General features: G+C 51.4%; 14 protein-coding genes. 6 read left to right on the top strand and 8 right to left on the bottom strand.

Annotation, left to right across the window (positions count from 1 at the left end; genetic code table 11):
- Positions 1-2: 2 nt before the first annotated feature.
- Positions 3-482: a glutathione peroxidase gene (locus tag GL2_RS03560; protein WP_143729338.1), complete on the bottom strand. Its 480-nt coding sequence runs from the start codon at positions 480-482 to the stop codon at positions 3-5.
- Between the two features lie 169 nt (positions 483-651).
- Between GL2_RS03560 and GL2_RS03555 the strand changes: the two genes are divergently transcribed.
- A complete protein-coding gene (locus tag GL2_RS03555) occupies positions 652-2583 on the top strand; it encodes a cytochrome c/FTR1 family iron permease (RefSeq protein WP_232053756.1) in 1932 nt (643 codons plus the stop codon).
- Between the two features lie 176 nt (positions 2584-2759).
- Here GL2_RS03555 and GL2_RS03550 read toward each other — a convergent pair whose 3' ends face one another.
- The 5 genes from GL2_RS03550 to GL2_RS21815 all read right to left on the bottom strand — a co-directional run bounded on the left by GL2_RS03550 (position 2760) and on the right by GL2_RS21815 (position 10495).
- Positions 2760-4601: an MFS transporter gene (locus GL2_RS03550; protein ID WP_143729336.1), complete on the bottom strand. Its 1842-nt coding sequence runs from the start codon at positions 4599-4601 to the stop codon at positions 2760-2762.
- Between the two features lie 172 nt (positions 4602-4773).
- Positions 4774-6771 (bottom strand): MFS transporter, encoded by a 1998-nt coding sequence (locus tag GL2_RS03545; protein ID WP_232053755.1) that lies wholly within the window; start codon positions 6769-6771, stop codon positions 4774-4776.
- 193 nt (positions 6772-6964) lie between these two features.
- Positions 6965-9034 carry a M13 family metallopeptidase gene (locus GL2_RS03540; protein ID WP_143729335.1) on the bottom strand — a complete coding sequence of 690 codons (2070 nt, stop codon included), beginning with the start codon at positions 9032-9034 and terminating at the stop codon, positions 6965-6967.
- A gap of 217 nt (positions 9035-9251) precedes the next feature.
- Positions 9252-9797 (bottom strand): energy transducer TonB, encoded by a 546-nt coding sequence (locus tag GL2_RS21820; protein WP_232053754.1) that lies wholly within the window; start codon positions 9795-9797, stop codon positions 9252-9254.
- Positions 9794-10495, bottom strand: coding sequence for a chalcone isomerase family protein (locus tag GL2_RS21815; RefSeq protein WP_232053753.1), 702 nt, complete (start codon positions 10493-10495; stop codon positions 9794-9796). Before GL2_RS21815 ends, GL2_RS21820 begins: the two co-directional genes overlap by 4 nt.
- 343 nt (positions 10496-10838) lie before the next feature.
- Here GL2_RS21815 and GL2_RS03530 point away from each other — a divergent pair, with 343 nt between their 5' ends.
- The 5 genes from GL2_RS03530 (at position 10839) to GL2_RS03515 (ending at position 17216) form a co-directional block, all read left to right on the top strand.
- Positions 10839-11549 (top strand): cyclic nucleotide-binding domain-containing protein, encoded by a 711-nt coding sequence (locus tag GL2_RS03530; RefSeq protein WP_143729334.1) that lies wholly within the window; start codon positions 10839-10841, stop codon positions 11547-11549.
- Positions 11550-11872: 323 nt separating this feature from the next.
- Positions 11873-13072 (top strand): efflux RND transporter periplasmic adaptor subunit, encoded by a 1200-nt coding sequence (locus tag GL2_RS03525; protein ID WP_143729333.1) that lies wholly within the window; start codon positions 11873-11875, stop codon positions 13070-13072.
- Complete coding sequence (locus tag GL2_RS03520; protein WP_255505799.1) at positions 13069-15552, top strand: efflux RND transporter permease subunit; 2484 nt, start codon at positions 13069-13071, stop codon at positions 15550-15552. The genes GL2_RS03525 and GL2_RS03520 overlap by 4 nt, the downstream gene beginning before the upstream one ends.
- Entirely contained in the window at positions 15534-16220 is a 687-nt protein-coding gene (locus GL2_RS22095; protein WP_255505798.1) for an efflux RND transporter permease subunit, read from the top strand. The genes GL2_RS03520 and GL2_RS22095 overlap by 19 nt, the downstream gene beginning before the upstream one ends.
- A gap of 69 nt (positions 16221-16289) precedes the next feature.
- A complete protein-coding gene (locus GL2_RS03515) occupies positions 16290-17216 on the top strand; it encodes a kinase (protein WP_143729332.1) in 927 nt (308 codons plus the stop codon).
- A 110-nt stretch (positions 17217-17326) separates the two neighbouring features.
- On the opposite strand, the gene GL2_RS03510 is transcribed toward GL2_RS03515, so the two are convergent.
- Both GL2_RS03510 and GL2_RS03505 read right to left on the bottom strand, forming a co-directional pair.
- Positions 17327-18187 (bottom strand): hypothetical protein, encoded by an 861-nt coding sequence (locus GL2_RS03510; RefSeq protein WP_143729331.1) that lies wholly within the window; start codon positions 18185-18187, stop codon positions 17327-17329.
- Between the two features lie 1291 nt (positions 18188-19478).
- On the bottom strand, positions 19479-19883 hold the full coding sequence (locus GL2_RS03505; protein ID WP_143729330.1) for a hypothetical protein: 405 nt from the start codon (positions 19881-19883) through the stop codon (positions 19479-19481).
- Positions 19884-20026 lie beyond the last annotated feature (143 nt).

Genomic DNA, 20026 nt, shown 5'->3' with positions numbered 1-20026 from the left:
AGTTACAGCATCCGCTCAATTTCCGCGTGCAGGGATTCGGGGCTGTCCTTGGGAGCGTAACGCTTCACCTGTTGACCATCCTTGCTGATCAGGAACTTGGTGAAATTCCATTTGATTCCTTCGGTACCCAGTAGTCCGGGTGCGCGTTTTTTCAGTTCTACAAATAGCGGGTGTGCAGAGGGGCCGTTAACATCCAGCTTTGCGTAGACGGGGAAGCTGACACCAAAATTCAGTTCGCAAAACTCCTGGATCTCCTTATCACTGCCCGGTTCCTGTTTGCCGAACTGGTTGCAGGGAAAGCCAAGAATGGTCAGTCCGCGATCCTTGAATTCGCTGTAGAGCGCTTCCAGTCCTTTGTACTGCTTGGTAAAGCCGCATTTACTCGCCGTGTTGACCACCAGGATCAGCTGACCTTTGTAGTCTTCGAGGGTTGCGGTTTCGCCACTGGCTGTTTTGACTGGGATTGAAAAGAGGTCGGTCATGGTGGGGTCCTGTATTTGTATTGTGCACAATATAGTTGCGCACAACACAAATGGCAAGTGTCACTTTGGGCTAGTAAGTTTCAGTATTAGCTTTGTTGTGAGAATGATTATTAATTATATTATGCGCCAAATTCTCAATTTTGTTTGCAGCAACAGAAAAGGACTCTCCATGCGCCTTTCCCAATATCTGGCCAGCCTTTTTGTGGCGGTACTAGCCATTACGATGATCCCCGCCCATGCCCAGCAAGCTGGACTCTCGGAGCAGGAACTGCGTCAGCTGATGCAGATGGCGGAATATATTGGTGTGGATTATCCAGAGGCGGTGGCTAACGGCGAGATCATCAATGCCGATGAATATGCCGAGATGGAGGAGTTCGCTCAGCTGTTGATTGATCGCGGGCAGCAACTTGCAGACTCTGCACAAGCTGAGGGAATACGCGCTGATGCGCTGGCTCTGCAGGGGGCTATCCAACGCAAAGCAACTGTTGCTGAGGTCCAGGTACATACGGCCAAACTGCGTCAAGGTTTGCTGTCTATTGCGCCAGCTCTTTCCCTGCCTACTGCGCTGCTCAGCCTCGAGGAGAGCACTGCCATCTACCAGGTCCAGTGCATCGCCTGTCACGGCGTGGAGGGCAAGGGGGATGGTCCTCTCGCCGCCCAGCTGGAACCGGCACCGACAGATTTCCATGAGCGTGAACGCGCCGACAACCGCTCGCTGCTGGGTCTATATGATGCCATCAGCAACGGCATTGATGGCACCGCAATGACTGCGTTCAAAAACCTGAATGAACAACAGCGTTGGTCACTGGCTTTTTATGTGGGCAGCATGGCATTCGCCGGAGAAAGTGCCACAGCAGCGGAATCCAAGCCGAGCTTACAGGACCTGGTAATGTACAGCCCCCAGGTATTGCGCAATGATCGCCCGGATATCTCCAGCCAGGCGGTGGCGGCATTGCGCGCAGACCCCCGCATCCTGTTTGCAAGTGCTCCAGAAGAGGGCAGTGCGCCGATTAATGTAGCTCGGGTACAGCTGCAAAAATCCTTACTGGCCTACCAGCAGGGCGACTATGCCAATGCCCGTACCTTAGCCATCAGCGCTTATCTGGATGGCTTTGAGATGGCGGAAAATTCACTGGACTCGCTGGATGCTGATCTGCGTCTGGCCACAGAGCGCGAACTCTTGGGGCTGCGTGCAAAACTGAGTGCCGACAGTGATCCGCAGCAGGTTGAAGCCCAGGTTGAGATAATCCTGCATCAGTTAGCGCAGGCCGAGACCTTAATGGAGGGTGGTAACCTTTCCGGTGCGGCACTGTTCATTGCGAGCCTGGTAATTCTGCTGCGTGAAGGACTGGAAGCGCTACTGGTGGTGATCGCGTTGACCACGATTTTGGTCAAAACTGGTCGTCGCGATGCCCTCAAGTTTGTGCATCTAGGCTGGATTGGCGCTTTTGCTGCCGGTTTTGCCACTTGGGTTGCTGCCCAGAGCGTCATCACTATCAGTGGTGCCAGCCGTGAGGTGATGGAAGGTGTGGCCGCTCTGCTGGCCGCGGTAGTGCTCTTTTATGTGGGCTTTTGGATGCACAGTAAGACTCAGGCGTCGGAGTGGCAAAAATACATTCAGAACAGTATCAATCGCAGCTTGAGCACGGGCGCCCTTTGGGGAATTACAGGTCTTGCATTTATCGCTGTATACCGTGAGATTTTTGAAACCATCCTGTTCTACCAGTCTCTATTGGCACAGACTTCGGAAAACCAATACAACTCTCTCTGGGGTGGTATCGCTGCCGGTGTGGTCCTGCTTGCGATAGTTGGCTTCGTCCTGGTGCGTTACTCCGTGAGCCTGCCAATCGGTAAATTCTTCTCCGCGACGACCTACGTATTGCTGGCCCTCTCCTTCGTACTTGCAGGGAAAGCAATAGCAGCTCTGCAGGAAGCAGCTTGGATCGGTATCGCTCCACTGCCTGTACAGTTCAGTTTTGACTGGTTGGGGATTTATTCCACTTGGCAGGGTATTGGCCTGCAGGCTGCCATCCTTGTGGCGGCTCTATGGCTGGTGTTGAAAAGTCGCAGTAGCAGTGCGGCTGCAACTGAAATAGCCTGATCCCGAAAAAGATACCCGTCCGCACGGGCGGGTATCCTGATTCTCCTCCCCCCGTTTTTTACTGTAGTAAGACGACACTTAAAGCTCTTTTTCTCTTGAAGTTTTCCAGTATTCCTTTTCCTTTTTTAGCCTGCAGTTTCTGATTTGCGGGCACTCTAGTTGGAGAGAGCAAGTTTTCAGGGCGTATCAAGTGAAACATTTTTAATGCTAACAGGGCGTCCAATTTGCATATTAACTTTAGGCAGAAAGCGTATCCGTGATTTACCGGGCTCTTCACTTGCAGGGGCGAGACGCGTATCAGTCTCCAGCCCTATCAGCCTTACTGGCAATAGTGGTGTTGCAGACTTTGACAGTATTGCCAGCATTTGGTTATTAAGTTCACTCAGGTGAATATTCTCTGTGTTTGTACCGGGAAAAAAACAGAGTAATTCACCATTTTCTACAGCCTGGCCGAGAGCTTTGAGTTGATCTTCATTGCTGCCGGCGTGTCTATAAAAGATGGGTTTGGCACCGCAATAGTTCAAAATAAACCGCATCACTGATGACTTAATACTTTTATCGGGTAGGAGAAATCGAACCGGTCGCTGTAAGGCGTCTATTAACAGCAATGCGGACAGGTTACCTGCGGGTCTGCAAAGTAGCAGGGCGGCCCCAGTTTCTGGTATCCGCTTAGGGTTTTTACATTGTGTGCGAGCCAGTAAATGAGAGGATAGCCAGATCAGTAGGTGCGCGATAAAGTCTGGCAATTTTATAAACAGGAAGACCATAACGATTATATTGAGCAGGGCAACCAGAATAAAGAGCTGTGGGATCGTGATTTTCAGGGTATCGAGAAGTGCGATGTTCACTAGAGAGATCACCACGATAAAAAAAGCATTGAGCACATTATTCACTGACAATATTTGTGCCCGAACCGCTTTATCAGCCCTGTCCTGCATAATCGTATATAGCGGGACAATATAGATTCCGCCAAAAATACCTAAAAGAGCGGTATATATCAGGATTGCGTAGGCGCCATCACTTTGCAGGTATTCACTGACGGAGGCTCCAGACAGGGTCTGGAAGTGAGCGGCCGTGAGGCCGAGCCCCAGGCCGGAAATGGTGATCCCCACACTGCCCAGTGGCACTATGCCGAAAGTAATACGACCCCGAGAGAGACTCTCACACATAAGTGAACCCACTGCGACGCCCACCGATAAACAGCAGAGGATAATGGTGATTACCGGCTCGTTGGCACCTAGGACATTGCGAGTGAAACTAGGTACCTGTGCCAGGTAGGCTGAGCTTACCAACCAGAACCATGAGCAGGCGAGGATGGCATAGAAGACTGTCGGCGTTTTCCGTATCAGGCGTAAGATACGCCATGCTTGTGATAAGGGGTTCCAGCTGATATGCAGTTGCGGTGATGAAGGCGGTGCGGCGGGGATGGCACGACTGCTCAAGTAACCGAATATCGCGACAAAAACCATAATCAGGCTCAAATCGAGTAGCCCCGGCTGTCCAGGTTTCGTGAATCCGGCTAACAGTGTGCCTATTATTGTGCCGGAAAGGACGCCTGCAAAAGAACCCATCTGGGCCATCCCGTTGCCACCCATTAATTCGGTCCGTTTCAAATGCTGCGGCAAGATTGCGTATTGCACAGGGCTGAAAATGGCAGTGTGCGTGGCCAGTAGGAAAAGCACGACAAAGCTAAGAACCCGGTTGTTGCCGAGCAGGGCAAAGGCGCCAAGTAGTACGATAAAAATCTCTGCCAGCTTCAGAATCCTGATGATTTGCCCTTTATCGTACTTGTCTGCCAGCTGTCCGGCAGTCACAGAAAAGAGGAAGTAGGGCAGTATGTAGAATCCGGTTGCCAGGTTGATCAGGGCATTGGCCTCAGATTCCGCCAGGCGAAATGCGAGCATGACCAATAGTGCGTTCTTGAATAAATTATCATTGAAGGCGGCGGTGATTAGTGAAAAAAATAGTGGCAGGAAGCGACGTCTGCAAAGTAACTTGAACTGGTTGTGCTGAGCCATTGATGCTCGCTCGATAGAGATTTGCACACAGGATTTTACTAAACGGCTTTTCTTGACCTGAATGCCGAACTCTGCAAAGAGGGAGGGACAGCCCCCAGGAGCTAGATAGTGGTGCAAGATATAGAAATGCTAGCAGGTTACGACAGGGATACCTGGAGTGCTTATGCCGAGCTTAAAGTTGTCTTTTTGCAAGTGTAAAAAGTGCCCATTTGTGCCAGGCTATTTCCCCGATTGCCTCAACCATAAAAGCGGGGCTGGTTTGTACACCAGCCCCGAAAAAGAGGCTAGCGTTGCTTTCCACGCAGCCCCAGGACTTCATCGTGTAGGGTCTCAGCTTTGGCTTCGGGGGCTCAATCGGGTTGCCGGCTACCACACTTACTTTGGACCAGAAACGTCGTGGCCAGGTGGAAAATGCATGGCCATCTTTGTGGCTGAAGAAGCTGCCCCACAAGCCACGTAGTGCCATGGGAATTACCGGTACCGGGGTACGTTCCAGTATCTTTTCAATACCCGCTTTAAACGGTTGAATCTCCCCATCTTTTGTCAGTTGTCCTTCGGGGAAAATACACAGCAGGTCGCCATCTTTCAGTCCTTGCTCAATATCCTGAAAGGCCTTTTCGTAGCCCTCCGGGTCCTTGGCCTTTGAGCAGATGGGGATGGCGCGCCCGGTGCGGAAAATAAAGTGCAGAACCGGTATCTCGTAGATAGGCTTGTACATGATAAAGCGAATAGGGCGTCGTACCGCTCCGGCCAGCAGGAGTGCATCCACATAACTGACATGGTTGCACACGATGAGTGCCGGGCCGTCTGCGGGAATTTGCTCCAGCCCCACGTGCCTTACCCGGTAAATGGTGTGGGAGAGCATCCAAATAAGTAGGCGCATGGCGAATTCGGGCACCTTGGTGAATACAAAAATAGCCACGGCAGCATTCATCAGGGCGATCACCAGGAAAAACTGGGGAATGGTGGCCTCCAGGATATTCAGGAAGAATAGGCCGAGTAGCGCTGAGACCACCATGAACAACGCGTTGAGGATATTGTTAACCGAAATAATTTGTGCGCGGATTTCAGGCGCTGAACGGTCTTGTATCATCGCGTAAAGCGGCACTATGTAGAGGCCGCCGCAGATACCGATCATTACCAGGCAGGCGAGAATTGTGTAGGCGCCGTCACTGCTCAGGAAAGCCTCCAGAGTTGCCTGCTGCAGCTCGACAAAATTGCCGCCGGCTGCGGCCAGGGCGATGCCGGTAATAGTCAGGCCAGCGGCGCCAAGGGGAACCAGGCCCAATTCAATATTTCCGTCGGAGAGGCGCTCACATAGTAGCGAACCCAAGGCTATACCGATCGTAAAGGTGCACAGTAGAAGGGTGACCAGAGATTCATCGCCACCAAGGACATTCTTGGTAAAACTGGGAATTTGTGTCAGGTAGGCCGCTCCCATTAACCAGAACCAGGAAATACCGATAATCGCGTAAAAAATAGAGGGAGTTTTGGAGGTTTTAAGCAGAATGTTTTCGGTCTGGGTAAAGGGGTTCGGATTGATACGCAGGTTTGGTGCCGGCGCAGGCGCTACAGGAATCCCACGGCTGGCCAGGTACCCCAGGACTGCCGCTCCCATTATTATCCAGCTCAGGTAGAACAGGCCGTTCTCACCCTGGCCGGTCAGTCCGGCCAATAAACCGCCGACGATGGTTCCGGTGAGGATGCCGACAAAAGTGCCCATCTCTACCAACGCATTGCCGCCAACCAGTTCGGAGCGTTTCAGGTGCTGGGGCAGGATGGCGTATTTAACCGGGCCGAAGAAAGCGGACTGAATACCGAGCAGGAAGAGTACCGCAAGGCAGAAGACATTATTACTGCTGTAAAGGGCGGTGACTCCGAGAGCACCGATACAGATTTCCCCCAGTTTGATCAATCGGATCAAACGGCTCTTGTCGTACTTGTCTGCCAACTGCCCGGCGGAGGCGGAAAAGAGAAAGAAGGGCAGAATAAACAGGCCCGCTGCGACATTGATCAGGGCATTGGCTTCACTCTCCACCAAGCGGAAAGCAATCATCACGATCAGTGCATTTTTATAGACATTATCGTTAAAGGCACCGAGAAACTGGGTGAGGAAAAAAGGTAGAAAGCGGCGGCTGGATAGCAGCTGGAATTGGGTGCGATGGGCCATAAATATTATTTCTCCTGAAAGCACTGCACCTATGTTACGCCATAGCGACCACAAGTTGTCCAGCCTGTAGTGACAACGAAATAAATACTATTGAAGTTATATGGCGGGCTTTGGGGGAGGGCCTGTTATCAGGATAAGTCGTTGATGGGAAAGGAAACCGGCCGCGAGAGGCGGCCGGTTTGGGGGGATTCTGTTACCAGATTTTCACCCGTTCTTCTTCAGGCAGGTACATACCGTCACCCTCTTTCACATCGAAGGCCTCGTAGAACGCTTCGATATTGGGCAGTACACCTTGTACCCGGTACTCGGCAGGAGAGTGAGTATCTGTTTTCATACGGCCACTCAGCGCCTTGTCGCGCATTTTGCTACGCCATACCTGGGCCCAGCCCATAAAGACACGCTGATCGCCAGTGAAACCATCAATTACCGGCGCCTCTTCACCATTGAGGGACATTTTGTAGGCTTTATAGGCGATACCGAGGCCGGAAAGGTCACCAATATTTTCCCCTAAGGTCAGCTCACCATTGATATGTTCGCCTTCCAGTGGCTCAAAAGCATTGTACTGGGAGACCAGTTTGCTGGTCAGGTTTTCGAAGTTGCTACGGTCGGAATCGGTCCACCAGTTGTTTAGATAGCCTTTGCCGTCAAACTTGCTGCCCTTATCATCGAAACCGTGGCCAATTTCGTGGCCAATCACCCCACCGATACCGCCATAGTTCACTGCATCGTCCGCGTTCACATTAAAGAAGGGCGGCTGCAGGATAGCTGCGGGGAAGACAATCTCGTTCATCGCCGGGTTGTAGTAGGCGTTAACAGTCTGTGGGCTCATGCCCCACTCACTACGGTCGATGGGTTTGCCCAGCTTGTCGCGCTCGTAGCTGGCTTCAAACAAGTTGGCGGCCAGCACGTTACCTACCAGGTTATTTGAGTCCACCTGGAGAGCGGAGTAGTCGCGCCACTTGTCGGGGTAGCCAATTTTGGTAGTAAAGTTTTCCAGCTTGAACAGCGCCTGCTTGCGGGTATCCTCTCCCATCCACTCCAGGGACTGGATGGATTCCCGGTAAGCGGCTTTAAGGTTATCCACCAGAACGATCATGCGTTCCTTGGCTTCCGGTGGGAAGTGCTTTTCCACGTAGCGCTTGCCGACCAGTTCGCCCACCGCACCGTTGACGAACTGTACGCCACGCTTCCAGCGGGGTTCCATCTGCTCCACACCGTGGATAGTGGTACTGTAAAAGTCGAAGTGGGCCTGGGCCAGCTCTTCGTGCATGTAGGGCGCCATGGAAGACAGGACTTTGACTTTCAGGTAGCGCTTCCAGGTGGCGATATCGGTATCGGCGATAATCTGGTTGGCCGCCTCCAGATATTCGGGTTGGCCGACAATAAAGCTGTCAGCCTTGGCCAATTTGGCCATGCTCAGGTAGCTGTCCCAGTCCACTGCCGGCATCAGTTTTTTCAACTCAGCCACAGATTTCTTGTTGTAATACTTCTCGGGATCGCGATTGTCCAGGCGGCTGCGTTGATGTTCAGCAAGGCTTTCCTCAAGCTTGAAGATCTTGCCGGAAAAGGCTTTGGCGTTGTTGAGTCCGGCCTGTTCCTGAATCTGTACCAAATACTCTTTATAAGCTTTGCGAAGCTTCTGGCTCTTTTCGGTGTCCTCGAAATAATAGTCGCGATCCGGCAGCCCCAGGCCCGCCTGCCATAGGAAGGTGATATAGTTTTCAACCTGTTTCAGGTCCTGGTAGATAGTGCCGCCGAATGGCACGTTGTAGCCGGCGATATCGGCATAGGCGAAGAAGTCGGTGAGGTCTTTACGAGACTTGATGGCGTCGACTTTGGCGAGTTCCTCAGAGATTGCGGACAAGCCTTTCTTCTCGATCAGCTTTTCGTTCATGAAGCTGTTGTAGAGGTCACCAATCTGCTTGGCGCCGGCACTGTTGGCGCTGCTACCTGCTTCCATAATCAGCGCTTTAACCTGCTCAGTGCTTTGGTCTCGCAGGATTGAGAAACCGCCCCAGCGGGATTTGTCTGCTGGGATTTCAGTATTTTCCAGCCAGGTGCCATTTACGTAGGTGAAGAAGTCGTCCTGCGGGCGCACACTGGTATTTATCGCATTGAGGTCGATGCCGGAAGAGAGTTGCTCCTGCTGGCCGGTAGTTTTGTGGTGGCCTGTGCTGCTGTGATCGTGGGCCTGGACTGTCAGGGACAGTTGGCTGCCGGTAAGGATGCCTGCGATAGCGATAGGTAATAATAGTTTTTTCATTTCGGCTCTATTGGCTAAATTTTCAACGGTCAAATTAATCTTACATGGTAAAAGGTGTCAGTAAGTCCAGGCAAGGGGGACTGCGTTCAGCGGGGGACTGGCCGCGACAGGCTGTTGGTCGGTATCAACAAGATAAAGTGAGTTGAGAGCGGAGAATATGTGCAGCTGAGCCAACAAAAAAAGCCCCACAAGGTGGGGCTTTCTCGAACATACAAATTTAGTCTGGCAAATTAAAGGTAATTGGTAGGGAGAAGCTGAAGCTTTCGCTACCCAGCTGGGGTGGAACAGGAGGGTAGGGCGCTGCCCGCTCGACTGCAGCACGGGCTTCGCGGTTGAGGGTGCTGTAGCGGGAGTCTTGCACTGTCTGTATCTCCTGAATATGGCCAGAAGAGTTAATCACCACATGCAGACGCACACTGCCCTCCTGGCCTCGTTCCTGGGCACGCTTGGGATAGCGAATGTGGCTGAAAGTATGGCGTAAGAGGGAGGAGTGGAATATCTGACGTGCGAGGATCATACCTGCGGTGAGTGGGGCCTCTTCTTCCTCTTCCAGCATTTCCTCGACATTGGCTGCGGTTTCGCTTGTGGAGTTGATAGCGGCCAATTGGGTCGTCTCAGTATTCTCGCTGCCTGTAAGCTGAAGTGGCGCCCCCTCTGACTGCAGCAGTGGGTCGGTTGCTTCCGTCTGGGCGACTGCCCCGGCTGCTTCTTCCGCCAGCTCAATGACCTCTACTGTTTCAACCGCGGCGGGTGTCAAAGTCATTGTAGGGGGGCGAGGTCGGCCGCAGCCAGTGTAGGCTTGAGCAATGCGTCCTCCTTTTCTGGTTCCTCGGCAGCCGCGAGGATTTCTTCCTGGCTGATCAGTTTGAGCTGCAAATCGGCAATGCGCTCGCTACTGGGCTCAAGTGCTTCAAAGCTGGTGAGCAGGCCACTGGAAATATCGCCTGCAGCGAGCAGACCATCACGGAAGTCCGTGGAAGGTGGTACCGGGCCAACCCAGGCGCGCATTAACGTGTTAAAGAAGTCGGGATCGTTGAGCTCACCGAGGGTGATACCGTTTAAGAACACTGTTGTGATTCCAGTATCAGCGGCAAAATCGATAGCCAGCTGGTCACCGCGTAAAAGGCGCCCCTTGAACAGGTTGGCAAAGGTCACCATATTTTCCGCCTGGCTGCTCAGGGTATCGCCCCGGTTGTTGATGGCGATGCCCTCCATCCACTGGTTGCGGAATCGCCGCGCGGGAAGGCTGTCGGCGAGTATGCGGACTTCGAGTCTGCGTGGCAGTTCGCTATTAAGAAGACCCGCGGAGTTACTACTGAGGTTTTCCGAGTAGATGGCGGCAATGTAGAGCTCTTTATTGAATTGTTTTTCGAGCGCAAGACCGTTCAGGAGTGGTGCAGCTTGCGCAGATACAGCAAGTATGAACACCAAAAGTGAGAAGACAATTTTTATCGATTTCATTGTTCTACGGTGTCTGATTACCCGGATTAAGAGGTTCCGGTAATTAAGAGGTCGGGGCCCCCTCCCCAGTGCACACAATTCAGTTGAAAAAGTGCGCATTCAAAGTGTGAGCGAGCACACTGTACTCATCACTTCGTCTAACTCTACTGTAACTGCAATGGAGTTCAAGCCTGGAGCGGTTAGAATGTCCTCCGGCATGGAATTGAGCGGGCATGGCGGGAAACGATTGTCACAACTCGGGATGGGTGTTGCAGACCGATATCGTTTAGAATCGCGCTTTATAAAGCCTCTTTGGCCACAGTTTCCAAAAAAATGGAATAGTTTTCACTAATTTGTCGTACGCATGGAAATTAAACCTCTTATTGAATACCCTCGGGATGCCGTGGACCGGCTGCTTAACGTCATTCATCTGTTTCGTGATATTCGTGCGGTCAGTGAATGGCAATACGATGTACTACTGAAGAGATCCAGGTTGGTAAGTCTGGAGCCCGGAGAGCAGTTACTGCGTACCGGCGACGTAGATCAGTGGGTCTATTTCCTACTGCGCGGTGAATTGCAGGTACAGGTTGAGAGCGCTGGTAAAGGTACAGATACTTCTCCAGAGCGCACTTTGGCGGTCATTCGGCCGGGAGAATTATTTGGTGACCTGTCGATGTTGTTGGCGGAGCCACGCAGTGCCAGCGTATTCGCTGCACGCCATAGCCGAGAGACTCAGGTATTAGGTCTGGATTGCACTTTGTTTGGTGACTTGGAAGACCTATCTCTGTTGCAGCTGCCTGCCAAGCTGATTTTTTACCGCAATATGGTTCACTCACTGCGCTGGAAACTGGAAGTCTATCGCTCCAAGTATCCCGGCCACCAGCTGGCTGACAGCCACCGCAAGCTCAAGCTGTATACGGGCCCCAAGAACTGCCGCGAAGAGCTGGTTGCCCTTGCTGGGCAAGCTCGCTCACTGGCGCGTATTCTGCTCGATTGGAATGCTGAGTTTGGTTCTGGAGAACTGGTGGATGATGAATCCGATATGCTGGGATTCCTGGAATCCATGCTCTCCTGAATATCATATAGATACTACCCCAATGAGGCTGAGCTGCTGCCGGAGCCCCTGAATAGGCTGGTAGTTTATGGTAGGGCCAGCTTTATCTTTCTTTGCCGGCTTAATCCCCGGCTAAGGTCGCCACTCTGTCCAGCTCCCTCGTATACTCAATGTCTGCCGCTGTTTTGCGGATGTTATCGGCCCTGCAGTCACGTCAACTGGTCTCTTTCCGGCAGAATTCAATTTTGGAATATGGCCACGCTGTGTAAAATTTGGCCTGCGTAAGTCCCCGCTATCTCTCCAATGGGGTCAGTTTTATCTCTGTCCAACAGGTTTTTCTAGTTATGAGTTTATTGGCATCCATTTGGTCCAACCGCAATTACCGTATGGCAATGTTTGTCACTCTGTTGGCCATCGCCTGGCTTTTTAGTGGTGTTATACGTTCGGATGATCCGGTAGATCAGGGAGAGGTGAGCCAAGCATCAGTGGCCAAGCCCGAAGTAGCCATGCGTGTTCAAGCCCAGCTTATTGAGGCTCAGTCCTACGCCACACAGGCCCAGGTCAATGGGCATACAGAGGCTAACCGCAGTGTGCGTCTACGAGCAGAACTGGATGGGGTTATTATCGGTTTACCGGTGGCCGAGGGAAGTTCCGTGCAGCGTGGAGAGGTGATCTGTGAAATTGAAGCAGAGGATCGCCTGGAGAAGCTGGCTCTTGCCAAGGCGGCCCAACGCAAGGCCGAGCTGGATTACGCGGGTGCCCTGCGCCTGAAAAAGAAAGGTTTGCAGTCGGATACTGCCATGGCTGCGCAACAGGTGGCCCTGGCCCAAGCGCAAGCGGATTACACCCAGGCCAAGGTCATGGTGGATAACCTTAAAATCCGCGCGCCATTCGACGGTGTGGTCAATAGCCGGGCCGTGGAGCTGGGGGATTTTATTCGCCGCGGCGAGGAGTGTGCGACCCTGTTGGATCTGGATCCGCTTTTAGTGGTCGGCGAAGTCTCGGAAAACCAGGTTGGCAGTTTGATTCCCGGCGGCCCGGCCAGTGCGCAGTTGCAGCGCGGAATTCCGCTGCAGGGTAAGGTCCGTTATATCAGCCAGCAGGCCCAGGAGATTACACGAGCTTACCGGGTAGAAGTGGCGGTGAACAATCCGGGCAATGCACTGCGTGGTGGTTTGAGTGGTCGCTTGGCTCTGCCCACCGGCGAAATCCTGGCACATCATATTAATTCCTCCCTGTTGACCCTTGATGACCGAGGTGAGCTGGGAGTGCGTATCCTCAATGAGAATAACCGAGTCGACTTTGTCAATGTCACCTTGGTGGGTGATGGAGGGGGTGGTGTCTGGGTTAGCGGCCTGCCGGACCAGGTAACATTAATTACGGTCGGACAGGAATATGTCAGTGTTGGTGACATTGTTCGGGCGGAAATGATTACGCCCGAGCGGATATTCGAAAACCTCGCTCAACCTGTCGATGGAAGCTCTGAACCCATTTTAATGCCGACCTCGGAGCAGCGCCCGATAGTGGAAGGTGAGCAGCAATGAAGTTTTTGGAAGGGGCGATTGAGCGGAACCGCAGTACGCTTTGCCTGATGCTGCTAATTGTTCTGGTGGGGCTGGTAGCACGCGGGGCAATGACGATTGAATCCAGCCCGGAGGTTAACCCTCCCTTTGTAATGGTGCAGGTCACTCATGAGGGAATTTCTCCCGAGGATGGCGTGCGCTTACTGGTGCGGCCGATGGAGCAGGAAATCAGGGCGGTCGAGGGCGTTGTCGAAGTGATAGCGGTCGCGCGCGAATCGCTTGCTTACATGGTGGTGGAGTTCGATTCGGCTATCGAAGTGGATGATGCTGTCGATGATATTCGCAATGCTGTGGAAAGGGCCAGAGCAGAATTGCCGAGGGATGCAGAGGAGCCCACGGTTGAGGAGGCGTCAGCACAGCCATTTCCCACCATAGTGGTCACCCTTTCCGGAGAAAAGGTTAGTGAACGGGTATTACTCGACAGCGCCCAACTATTAAAGCGCAAAATCGAAAATATCAGTGACGTATTGAGCGCAGACCTACACGGAAATCGCGAAGAGGTCGTCGAGGCAATCATTGATCCGGTACGCCTTGAGCACTATCAGGTAACCAGCACCCAACTAATTAATGCGGTGCTGGGCAATAATTTGTTGATTCCCGCCGGTGAGCTGGATACCAAACGTGGCCGTTTCTCAGTAAAAGTTCCAGGACTTATTGAAACTGCACAGGATGTCTATGAGATACCTTTGAAGAACTCCTCTGATGGAGTAATTACCCTGGGGGATGTCACTGATATTCGTCGCACATTCAAGGACGCTGTCAGTTATACCAGCATCAATGGTCGCCCCGGGCTCGCCGTTAATGTTGAGAAACGCAATGATGCCAGCTCGGTGAATGTGGCTGACAGGGTCAGGCAGGTAGTGCAAGAAGAGTTGGATACGCTACCCCAGGGAGTGGAAGTGCAATTTGTCTTCGACCAATCCAGCTTCGCTCGGGATATGGTCAGTGAAATGCAGGGCAATATTCTTACCGCCATGCTGCTGGTTATGATTATTGTAGTGGCTGCACTTGGTTTTCGCTCTGGCATCCTGGTGGGTTTGGGGGTGCCTTTTTCGCTGTTATTTGGTTCTATCATCACTTGGTATCTGGGTTATTCCTTCAACTTTATGGTGATGTTCGGCATGTTGCTGGCTCTCGGAATGTTGATCGATGGCTCTATTGTTATTACCGAATTTGCCGACCGAAAAATGGCTGAAGGGTTAAGTGCACGCCATGCCTATATTGCCTCGGTCAGCCGTATGTTTTGGCCGGTGGTGGCCTCCACTGCGACAACGCTCGCTGCCTTCCTGCCAATTATGCTCTGGCCGGGAGTCGTCGGAGAATTTATGCGTTATTTGCCGGTGACCGTATTTTCGGTATTGGCGGGATCGCTACTGTACGCGCTCTTTTTCGCTCCGGTGCTGGGCTCACTGTTTGGCAAGAGTAACCTGACTGCATCTGGCCGGGACCATCTGAAGCAACTGGAAGAGGGACGGCCAACTTTGCTACCCGGTATCACCGGTTATTACGCCCGCCTGTTGGCATTTGTACTGCGCTGTCCCGGCGCTGCGTTTGTAACCACGATAGTGGTTCTTGTGGCGATCTTTATAGCCTTTGGCCGTTACGGCGCTGGAGTAGAGTTTTTTACTGAGACTGAAGAGCAGTATGGCAATGTGGAGATTCGGGCCCAAGGCAACCTGTCCATGGCTGAGAAGAAAATACTTGTAGCCCAAGTGGAGCAGGCTGTGCTGGGAGTACCGGAGGTACGTATTGCCCACAGTACTATTGGCTCCGGCGGAATATCGGGTAATTCTGACCGGGCGCCGGACCAAATCGCCAATATGCTGGTGGAGCTGTTACCGGCGGAAGAACGCGAACGTCGCAGCCGGGAAGTCTTCGAGGATATACGCACGCGCACAGCCAACTTTGCCGGAATTAAGGTTACCGCCAATGTTATGGAGGGCGGCCCCCCAGTGGGCAAGGATATTGTATTGGAATTACGCGGCCAGAATTATGAAAAACTGCTGGCGGAAACCTGGAGATTACACCGGGCCATGGAGGACAAATTTACGGGCCTGAGGGATATTGTGAATACGGCCCCACTTCCGGGTATCCAGTGGGAGGTACAGGTGGATCGGGCCAAGGCGGCCTTATATGGGGCGGATCTTACTGAAGTGGGTCGAGCGGTTCAGCTTGTGACAAATGGTGTACGTGTAGCCGAGTATCGACCCGATGATACTGACGAGGAAGTGGATATTCGTATCCGATACCCACAGCATGTCCGCGGAATTACAGCACTGGATGAACTGAAAGTTAATACGGCCCGAGGCACCGTACCGATCAGTAGCTTTGTGCACACTGACGCTATGCCCAAAGTTGATAAAATAGAAAGGATCGATGGAGTCACCCGAATGCAGGTCAAGGCAGATGCCCAGGAGGGGTATTGCCCGATGACAAGGTAAAAGAAATCCGGGCATGGCTGGAAAAAAATCCGGTAGATCCGAATGTCGAGCTGTTGTTCCGTGGTGCAGATGAAGAGCAGAGTGAATCGTTTCAATTCTTGGGTGTGGCTTTCCTGCTTTCTCTATTCCTGATGTTCATCCTGCTGGTAACCCAGTTCAATAGCTTCTATCAATCCCTGTTGATTCTATCCTCAGTAATTATGTCGACGATTGGTGTGATGCTTGGTTTGCTGGTTACCCAGAGCACTTTCAGTGTCATTATGACTGGTGTTGGTATCGTCGCCTTGGCGGGTATTGTGGTCAACAACAATATCGTGTTAATTGATACTTACAACTTTGTGCGCAAAAACGAGCCGGGGCTTTCTCCTGCGCAAGCTGCGCTCAAAGCTTCTACACAGAGATTGCGCCCGGTGTTCCTTACCACGGCCACTACCATTCTAGGATTATTGCCACTGGCTTTGGGAGTGAGTGTGGATATGGTTGGCAGAAACGTGGTGGTCGATGGAGTTATTGCCTCATTCTGGGTCAAACTTGCCAGCGCCATTGTGTATGGTCTCTCTTTTTCCACTTTACTCACACTTCTGGTTACGCCGGTCTTGCTGGTGCTGCCAGGACATTTACGTGGAAAGTATTCAGGGGCTAAGCTCGGAAAATTCCGCTGGAGTTAGTTTATATCAACTTTTTATGATCACTAATTACGGGGGCATCGGCCCCCGTTTTTTTTCTAAGGGGCAAAAATGCTGAGAACTTGGCCTGAAGATATTGTAGAGCGCAGCCATTCTCTTGCCGGGACAAGTTTACGAACCGAGATTGAGAACTTTATTCGGTTACATCAGTTACCGACAGAGTTTCATTCGGAAGTGCAGCAATATTACTTGCCGCTGGCTCTGTGGTTGCAGGAGAAATATGTACCAGGGCAGACACTGGTGGTAGGGGTCAGTGGTGGACAGGGTACTGGTAAATCCACACTTACAGATTTTATCCGTCTCATACTGTCGAAGAGGGGATTCGATTGCTGTGCAGTCTCCCTCGATGATATATACCTGACACGTGCAGAGCGCCAGCAGCTTGCAGAAGAGGTTCACCCCCTTTTACAGACCAGGGGTGTACCGGGTACTCACGATGTGCAACTGGGGATAGATACCCTGGAGGCGCTGTGTAAGGCAGGTAATCAATCCTCTATAGCTTTGCCGCGTTTTGATAAGTCTGTTGATGAGCGGGCCCCCCGCAACCACTGGCCGATACATAAAGGGAAAGCGGAGTTTGTTTTTTTGGAAGGTTGGTGCCTGGGAGCGAAACCAGTGGCTGCACCGCAGAGTCCGGTTAACTTTTTGGAAAAATCTGAAGATCAGTTCGGTATCTGGAGACGCTATATCAATCAACAGCTCAATGAGCGCTATAAGGAGCTCTTCAGCAGGGTGGATATTATGGTAATGCTGAAAGCCCCGGATATGGAATCCATTCTTGAGTGGCGAAAACTACAGGAACAAAAGTTGCGTGAGCGCACTGGTGCCGGTATGCGGGACGAGGAGTTAAAGCGATTTGTCCAGCACTATGAGAGTGTGACACGCAATATCATGGCTGATATGCCTCTTTGGGCAGATTGTGTTTTGCAGCTGGGGAGGGATCACAAGATCAGGGAAATCAGGCTAAGGCCGGAGTAAGGGCAGAGAGTAAATCTGAGGGGAGTTAAGAGGGGGTAAATGGAGAGTTGAACCCCGGAATTACCGGGGTTCGAACAGCGGGAGCCGAGGCTCCAACTGCATGGCTGGTCTTACTTAGCCTTGGGCGGACGGCCACGGCCGCGCTTTACAGGAGCAGCTTTAGTTGTAGCTGGGGCTGCTGGCTCTGCTTTTTTGGGGCGCCCTGGCTTTTTCTTTGCTTCTTCGCTTTTAGCTGGGCGTCCGGGCTTCTTTTTTGCAGTTTCTGCCTTCGGTGGGCGGCCACGGCCGCGCTTTACAGGAGCAGCTTCAGTTGCAGCTGGGGCTGCGGTATCTGCTTTTTTCGGGCGTCCTGGTTTCTTCTTTGCTTCTTCGGTTTTCTTGGGGCGACCGGGCTTCTTTTTGGTCTCTTCAGTGGCCGCAGCTGCTTTTGGTGGACGGCCCGGCTTCTTCTTAGCTGCTTCGGTTTTAGCTGGGCGTCCTGGTTTTTTCTTTACAGATACCGCTTTCTTTGAAGCTGCAGCTTTTTTGGCTTCGGCAGTAACTTTTTTCTTCTCTGCAGAAGCCAGTTTCTTGGCAATAGTTGTTTCTTCCTTAGCGACAACTTTAGCTACTTTAGCTGCGAGCTTGTTGGCAGCTTTGATTGCAGCCAGTTCGTCTTTGGCTTCAGCAGCTGCATTCTTAGCTTCGGTTGCTGCAACTTTAGCTTCTGCTGCGGCATCGCGCGCTTTCTGAAGTTGCTTTTGTTGTGCAGGAGTCTTCTTCTTGGCGCGAACGGTGGCCAGCTTTTCCTGAGTGGCTTTGGCTTTTACTGCAGCTTTTTTGGCGCTGTTTGCCAATTTTTCTGCTTTAGCGGCAACGTCCTTCTCTTGTTTGATACGGGCGCTGTCGAGTTTTGCGGTGAGGGAGCGTAGCTCCGCTTCCAGTTGAGAAATGTCGCTAGTAGCGACCTTGGGTGCTTTTTTTGTAGCCATTAAATTATCCCTGAAAAAGATTTGTTCTAGTAAATGGGGGCATTCCTATCAATTATTCTCAGCCATCTTTGCAATGAATTACATCGCCAAAGATGTTTGTTTTCGGCAGAAAACAATTGATAGTGAGTCCCCCCAAGCGAGCGGCGCTAATTGCAGCTTATTTGTATACCTAAATGCAAGTCTTTTATAGGGTTTTTTACAATTTAAGTTAAAAAAAATGGTTTTTTTTTACTTATTTCCATTTTGTAGACCTCTGCAAGTCCGTTTTAGTGGATGTTTTGTGTTTCCTGGCAAAGTACACGTGAGTTTTGTTTATCGCTGATTGCGTTTATCAATTGTGTTAAAAGCATGAATAGTTGAGTAATTTCCTATGGATTAATACGTGGAAAATTTGTGATCAAAACTCTTGCTTGGTTTCTCTCTTATGTGCTGCTGATTGGACTGGTAAACAGAATTAACAAGACAACAGCTTCGGCTCTGTTAACAAAACTTAACTGATAGATATCGATGAACCTATAAAAGTAGATGATTACCCCTGCTAAAAGGCCACTAACACTTGACCACATAAACCTGGTGAGGAGATCAATGTCCTCTGTTTGCTTAAAAGAAGTAGCTATGAAGTTAAAGGTATATAGGGGAGGTGAACAGCGTGCGGTATAGCCTTCATATTTATAAGGGTATATCGGTTGCTTTTCAACGGTAAGTCAAACCTGGGACCAGTGGCAGGCTTAATGTATTAATGATGTGTTTGCTATTGAGGGTTGCAGAGGGAGGATTGCCAGCTGATTGAAAAGTTCGTGATCAGTTTGTGACAAAATTACCAATTGTAGAGTGGCTCAACTTTATCAATCGGTAGTGAAAATTCGCCCGATGTATGGAAGTTGGCCCTGCTGTATGCCAGCCGGCTGACAGCCCAGGTGTTGTTTATCTTTCATGAGGTGGTTTCTTTTGTTATCTAATGACACCGGAATGTGCCTGCTTCAGATGTGAAGCTTATTATTGTTTTTGCTAATGGTAGGGTATGCCCAGGTGGCTATGTTTGGTTTGCCCATACCTGCTTTGATGTAAACATGCAGGGAGGTGTAGGAGAGCAGCTCCTTATTGCACGTCTATCCATAATTTGTAGATTGTGCCGGGGCTGGGACCCGCCCTTATCGGACTTTATGGCTCGGTAGGGGGAGAGCTGGGTGTTGGCTGGTCTGGTTCTTGTGAGGACCTTCGGTGAAGAAAGGAAGAGGCTGGGTTATTTCTTTCACCGAAGATGCATATATCAATACAAATCCCAATAGGGTTACAGTGGTCCGTAGGGAAGGTAGCGGTTATTTGAGTGCTTTCGAATCCACAGTAGCTGCTCACGCTCAAGAGGGGCTTTGCGCTGGCGAAGAATTTTTGCCAAAGGTATTACGGCGGATTCCGCTCCAGCATCCCATCCCGTCAGCTGCATCTCAGCGAGGGCGAAAAAGCGAATCAGTTGCCACAACTGATCGTTATTCCAGTGCTGGCTCTCCTCTACCCAGTGCTGGGACGGAAGGCGGATGAGTCGAGATGCCTGTTTGTCTTCTTCCTTTAGTTCCTCTGTAAGGGAGTCTTCCGTAATTACAGCGGCGATGAGTCTACGCAGCTGATCCCGGTCGAACTCCCACGGGTTTTCATTTTGCTGGCCACCCACCTGTGGCTCCCAGGCACCTACGCTCATACTCACTCCTTTATTCAGGTACGAATTTTTAACCATTATAACGGGCTGAATATATTTCTGTGGGAGGGAATTGTTCCCTGTTGTGTTGGGAGTGAGTGTGAGAAGGAGAATGCAGCGCAAAATATTGGAATTACGATAATATA

It is taken from the genome of Microbulbifer sp. GL-2 (assembly GCF_007183175.1).
In the GTDB taxonomy this organism is placed as follows: Bacteria; Pseudomonadota; Gammaproteobacteria; order Pseudomonadales; family Cellvibrionaceae; genus Microbulbifer.
The sequence above is the reverse complement of the archived record's forward strand: the minus strand, read 5'-3'. Positions and strand labels throughout refer to the sequence as shown.